This is a genomic window from Phormidium pseudopriestleyi FRX01 (assembly GCF_017313335.1).
GTDB classification, from domain to species: Bacteria; Cyanobacteriota; Cyanobacteriia; order Cyanobacteriales; family Laspinemataceae; genus Laspinema; species Laspinema pseudopriestleyi.
In genome coordinates, this window is sequence record NZ_JAFLQW010000638.1 from 1 (window position 1) to 5,204 (window position 5,204).

The following is a 5,204-nucleotide window of genomic DNA, read 5'->3' on the forward strand; positions in this document are numbered from 1 at the left end:
TGCTTTCACAGAGGCGATCGCCTCTGTGAAAGCACCTCTAACCCCCGGAACTTCATGCAGAAAACTGGGCCTTTCTAGTTCGGTTTTCTCTTAATCATCCTCCGTTGATGATCACTTCATGATTTAACAAACAGAAGCCAGAACGAGATTAGATTACAATAGAAACAATAAAAATTGAGGGGACTCGGTGACCGGCGAGGGGTACAATGTAGCAACAAGCCGTCAGCGAATACCCACCGCTAACGGTTATTAAGACGTGACAAGCGTTTCTTAGCCGATTGTTAAGGACCTACGATGCGATCGCCAACCGATGAAACATTATGAATGAGACTCGATATATTTCCCCGGAAACCCAGTTTTGTGAGCTGACACAACCCGTTATCCTAGAATCCGGACAGGTATTGATCGGGGTGCAAGTCGCCTATCGCACCTGGGGGAAGCTGAACCCGGAACGAGATAATGCTGTGGTGATCTGCCATGCATTAACCGGATGGGCGGATGCGGATCAGTGGTGGGACCCTTTATTTGGCCCTGGAAAAGCCCTGGATACTGAAAAAGATTTTATGATTTGTAGCAACGTCCTGGGCAGTTGTTACGGCACCACCGGACCCACCTCGGTCAATCCCGAAACCGGATGTCCTTATGGTCCAGATTTCCCTCGGATTACGATTCGGGATATGGTGCGAGTCCAGGCGGCATTGCTGGATGAGTTGGAAGTGGCAAAAGTGAAGCTGGTGATCGGGGGGTCATTAGGCGGGATGCAGGTCCTGGAATGGGGAGTGATGTATCCGGAAAAAGTGGAGGCGATCGCCACCTTTGCCGCCTCGGGTAGACATTCCCCCTGGTGTATTGGACTCAGCGAAGCCCAGCGCCAAGCGATTTGTGCTGACCCCTATTGGCGCGGTGGCTATTACACCATTGAACAACCCCCCGCTGCTGGATTGTCTGCTGCACGCATGATGGCGATGTGTTCTTATCGCAGTTGGGCCAGTTTAGAGCAAAAATTTGGGCGAAACAAAAGTGCTGATGGCAATTGGGAAATCGTCAACTACCTCCACCATCAAGGCCAAAAAATGGTAAATCGTTTTGATGCCAATAGTTACATCACCTTGACTTACGCGATGGACAGTCACGATGTGTCTCGCGGAATTGGGGATTATGATTCGGTGCTCGCCAGTATCCAACAACCGACTCTTGTGGTGGCGATCGACTCGGATGTACTTTATCCCCCGGTTGAACAAGAAAAGTTAGCCCAGTTGATTCCTAATGCTGAACTGGGGTGGTTGAATTCCCCTCACGGTCACGATGCGTTTTTAATTGATATGGAAGACTTGAATGCAATGGTGGTGAATTTCCGCCAGTCCCTGGAGTGGAATGCCGCCAGTCGCGATCGCTCTCATCTGTCCCGGATTTGGCGAGTGGATAATTAGCCACACCGGGGTAATCAGGACTGACCTAATCGTTTAACATCGAACCCTAAATGTAGAGGTGATTCGCGATTCGCCTCTACATTTAGGGTTAGGGAGTGCGAGCATCTTGCTCGCTTTTGAGACTATAGCGAGCAAGATGCTCGCACTCCCTAAATAGCATCTGTACCTCATAAGTTCGGAACGATACCCGTTACCCGGGTGTAGAAAAGTTAGCTGGTTGTTTCAGGGAAGTTTTCGCTTCCACGCTCACCGACCCTCGGATATCAATTTGTAGAGATTGCGCATGGGACTCAATACCGGCTTTCTGCCATGCTTCCACCATTGCGATCGCCACATCTGCCGACTGCGCCTGAGCAGATAACGCCAATAGGGTTGGACCTGCACCACTAATGGTCAACCCGTAGGCTCCCGCATTTAAAGCCGCTGCATGAACCGCATCATAACCGGGAATCAAACTCTTGCGATAGGGCTGATGCAGGCGATCGCTCATGGCAACCCGCAACCATTGACCATTGTTGGTGGCTAATCCCCGTAGGAGTAACCCCAAATGGGCGGTATTGTAAATCGCATCGGCCCGGGTGTAGTGGCTTGGCAGTACCTGGCGCGCTGTTTCTGTCGCCAACTCAAACTCCGGAATCGCCACTACCGGGACAATTTCTGAATGCCAGGGAACGTCACAGATTTCCCACCCGGGTTCATCGGTTGCCAGTTCTTCCGGGATCGATGCAGCGAGACGACATCCTCCGAGTAAGGCTGGAACAACGTTATCGGGATGCTTTTCCATGTCAATCGCCAGATCCACCAGTTGCAGTAGAGTCAGAGGTTTTCCGGCGAGGTGATTGGCGCCCATTAATCCACCGGCGATCGCCGTTGCCGAACTTCCCAATCCTCGCGCCAGGGGAACTCCCAGTTCTATCTCGATTTCTACCGGCGGTGGGGATTGGCCGAGATGGGCGTAGAATTTAGCAAAGGCTTTATAGACCAAATTGGTCTCATCAGCAATCACGCGATCGGCTTCTAATCCCTTGACGACAATCTGAAGCGTTTTTTGATGCGGTGTGGATGGATTGAGGGCGATCGCCGAAAATTTAAACTGGTTGTACAGGGTCAATGCGGCCCCAAAACAGTCAAAACCCGGCCCTAGGTTAGCAGTGGTGGCCGGAACGGTAACGGTAACGGTGGAGTGGGTAGAAGACATCAAAGGTTTTAAGGGAGTACGTTTCGTCGGTTGAGAAAAAAGTTAAAAATTTTCTAGGCTGTCGGTTCAGTTGTCCTAAGAGCAACTGGGTTTGTTGACAAAATGTCTGCTCTTGAAATTTCAGGGGGATAATTCATTTAAAATTTTCGCTTTTTCTGTTCTTTATCTAAGACTAAAGCGCCCACCCAAGCCAGTAACCCGATCGCCACGGGAAAAGATGCTTTTCCGATGGCCCAAAATAAAACGGCCCCACAGATTACCACGAAAGCCGTCATCAAGGCATCAGGCACGACTACTTTTTTCTCGTTGGGGGTAGCCGCTAAAATTTGTACCCAGGCATAGCCAACTCCCACCACAGCAATCCAGGCAGAATTCGCGATTCTCTGGGATAGAACGGGTTCGTCCAGGACCCCAATCCAGGTTTGAGCGGCGATGATTCCACCCCCGGCTAAAACTGTAGCCCCGGCCCCAGCTAAATAGAGAATATCAAGTTGAACGGCGCCTAACTTTTTGAGGAGGAAGCGAAAGAGATAATGAAAGGCGATCGCCACCAGCAAAGCAGCGAGGGCAATCGCCAACGACTGGACCCCGAATAGGGCCGTTTCTTTAGCGATCGCCCCATGCCTAGCAATGGCCCAAATCCCGGCGAGTAGAAATGCTCCCACCCCAGTTACTGCACTGACCCCAATGATAGTTTTAGCTAGGAACTTTAGGGTAAATTCAATAATGCATTCCCGTCTAGTTCCCACCGAGAGAAATGAACTGTTGGCAATATGCTGGGCGATCGGCCAAAACAGGACCAATCCAGCCGGTATTGATAACGCTAGTTTCCAGGTTATGGAGTCGAGTCCGACTACCACCCAACCCCATACTGCCCCCAAAGCCACAAGCAAGGAGAGTCCAAGAAGAAAGAGCGAGCGTTGCATCCCCATTGGGTAAATCGCAGGTAGTTATGAGTTTTTCGTTGTTCAAGGATTTTATCGCATTTATTCGGGCGAGCTCAAAAATCTCTGAACAACCCTCCCCAGAGTTTTTACCCCTCATCCGGGGGATGACCTGTCAGGTATCGGGACTTTGTGGGCGATCGGGGGTGACTCAACTGCTCCCCAGCACAGCGATTCCCCCGCTTGCTGCTTAAAACTATGGGCGTTAAGCTAACTTATCGGAGCACTCACGACTCGCTCGGATTCATAGCTCGAACTGCCGCCAGTGGTTAAATAAAAGTAGCGCCGGGTCAGTTCTGGCAAAACTGCATCGGTAAAATTCGCGCCCTCGACATTCGTTCCCACTAAGGTGGCATTACTCAGATCCGCTTCTACCAATTCCGCCCGATTTAAAGAGGCCCAATTTAAGTTAGCTTTCTGGAGAGAGGCTCCGGTTAAATTGGCTCCACTGAGGTCTGCCCCCATTAAACTCACCGATCGCATGGTGGCATAAGCCAGATTAGCAGCAATCAGGTTCGCACCCTCTAAATTAGAGTTACTCAATTTGGCTTGCTTGAGATTGATGCCATTGAGATTGACCCCATTCAGGTCCACCCCGTTTAAATAGGCTCCCTCTAAGGTAATCCCGTTTAAATTCGCACCATAGAGCATGGCACCGCTGAGTCTGGCACAATTCAGGAGCGCCCAACTGAGGTTGGCACCCGTCAGATTGGCAGCTCGCAGATTGACCCATTCCATATTGGCTCCTGCCAAATTTGCACTCCGCAGGTTGGCGCTTCTGAGGTTCGTACTATTGAGGTTGGCCCCGCTGAGTTTCGCTCTCGGTAATTTTGCTTTGACTAAGACTGCACCGGAGAGCGCCGCTTTGGTCAGATCCGCATCCATCAATTTCGCGTTTTCCATCTTGGCATAGCTCAGATTCGCCCATTGCAATGCCGCCTTACTCAAGTCAGCTTTAGTCAGATTTGCTCGACTCAAATTCGTTCCCCGCAGCACTGCATGGCTGAGATTTATCCCGACTAGGTTGGATCGGCTGAGATCGGCTCCACTCAGGTCCACTCCAGAAAAGTCCCTCTGACCCATTTCATACCGTTCAAGTAGTTCGCTAACGTTCATCCGATTCATTGCTCCCTCGATTTTTGTAAAAAGCTTGGCTCTCTTAACGTTTTTAGATTGGGACGTGGTTTATGGTTGGCTAGAATCAGCAGAATCATATAACAATTTAATGCTCAGACCTACTCTGCCTAAAGCCATAAATGGATGACTGTCCAGAAAATTAAATAATTTATTCATATTTTCATTGTACGCTTAAAAAATGCCAGCTCGTAATAAGTTTTGTTTTAAGAATTCTCGGAATCGCGCTGGCACTCAGGTCGGGTTGCAATGCGGTCCGAGTCGTGCGAATCTCTAGGCCGTATTCCCTTAAACGAGAGTAGAAGTGCTTACTCCATGAAGAAAGGCGAAACTCGCAGCTTTGATCATCAACGCAGTGGCAATGAAGGTCTGAAAGGGTCCGAATTAGGGCTAATCGGGTTCCCTATCCCTAAATCCACTACAATCTAAGCGGTCCAGGATTCATCGCAGAGTAATGCCTGAGTATCCTGGGGGGCGATCGCCTGTTCCCGAGGGACA

4 protein-coding genes are annotated in these 5,204 nt (G+C 50.1%); 1 reads left to right on the forward strand and 3 read right to left on the reverse strand.

Annotation, left to right across the window (positions count from 1 at the left end; translation table 11 throughout):
• The first annotated feature begins 320 nt into the window (after positions 1-320).
• A complete protein-coding gene (metX, locus tag J0895_RS24075) occupies positions 321-1,430 on the forward strand; it encodes a homoserine O-acetyltransferase MetX (RefSeq protein ID WP_207090520.1) in 1,110 nt (369 codons plus the stop codon).
• Positions 1,431-1,620: 190 nt separating this feature from the next.
• Here the strand turns inward: metX and thrB are convergent, their stop codons facing one another.
• The 3 genes from thrB to J0895_RS24090 all read right to left on the reverse strand — a co-directional run bounded on the left by thrB (position 1,621) and on the right by J0895_RS24090 (position 4,688).
• Positions 1,621-2,628, reverse strand: a complete 1,008-nt coding sequence (gene thrB / locus J0895_RS24080; protein WP_207090523.1) for a homoserine kinase — start codon at positions 2,626-2,628, stop codon at positions 1,621-1,623.
• Between the two features lie 137 nt (positions 2,629-2,765).
• Entirely contained in the window at positions 2,766-3,554 is a 789-nt protein-coding gene (locus J0895_RS24085; RefSeq protein ID WP_207090521.1) for a hypothetical protein, read from the reverse strand.
• Between the two features lie 228 nt (positions 3,555-3,782).
• A complete protein-coding gene (locus J0895_RS24090; protein WP_207090522.1) occupies positions 3,783-4,688 on the reverse strand; it encodes a pentapeptide repeat-containing protein in 906 nt (301 codons plus the stop codon).
• Positions 4,689-5,204 lie beyond the last annotated feature (516 nt).